Genomic DNA, 637 nt, shown 5'->3' with positions numbered 1-637 from the left:
TTCGACCAAGAGTGATTAGAAAAAGGAACGAGCATGAATAAATTAGTTGAAACCTACTGTGATGTCGATGATTTCTGTCACTTATTTATCCCACATTGGCAGCGCATACTGCTTGAAAATGGTGAAATGAAGCGCAATAGAGCTTGTCGCCTTTCTCCTGCAGAAGTGATGACCATTATTATTCATTTCCATCAATCACATTACCGAGATTTCAAAAATTACTATCTGAACTATGTTTGTCGCCAGCTAAAGCCCTATTTTCCTGAGTTGTTAAGCTACACGCGTTTCCTTGCATTAATGCCTAGCGTCGTTGTGCCCATGTGTAGCTATCTGACTTCAAAGCTTGGAAAGCCAACTGGAATTCAGTTTGTCGACTCCACTAAAATTGAAGTCTGTCATATCATTCGAGCGAAGCGAAATAAGGTTTTTGAAGGCACTGCCGAACACGGCAAGGGAACCATGGGGTGGTCGTTTGGATTTAAACTGCATCTTATTATCAATCATTTGGGTGAAATTGTAGCGTTAAAACTGACGAAAGGTAATGTGGATGACAGGCAGCCTGTAAGTGAAATGGCTGAGTACCTTTTCGGTAAGCTTTATGGCGATAAAGGCTACATTAGCCAAGCCCTAACGGGTG

General features: G+C 41.8%; 1 protein-coding gene. It reads left to right on the top strand.

Translation table 11 applies throughout. From position 1 onward, the window contains the following. Nucleotides 1-33: 33 nt before the first annotated feature. Nucleotides 34-637, top strand: a 604-nt coding sequence (locus IEY03_RS17040) for an IS982 family transposase (RefSeq protein WP_188843888.1), incomplete at its 3' end; no start/stop codon positions are given.

Source organism: Shewanella aestuarii, assembly GCF_014647215.1.
GTDB classification, from domain to species: Bacteria; Pseudomonadota; Gammaproteobacteria; order Enterobacterales; family Shewanellaceae; genus Shewanella; species Shewanella aestuarii.
The sequence above is the reverse complement of the archived record's forward strand: the minus strand, read 5'-3'. Positions and strand labels throughout refer to the sequence as shown.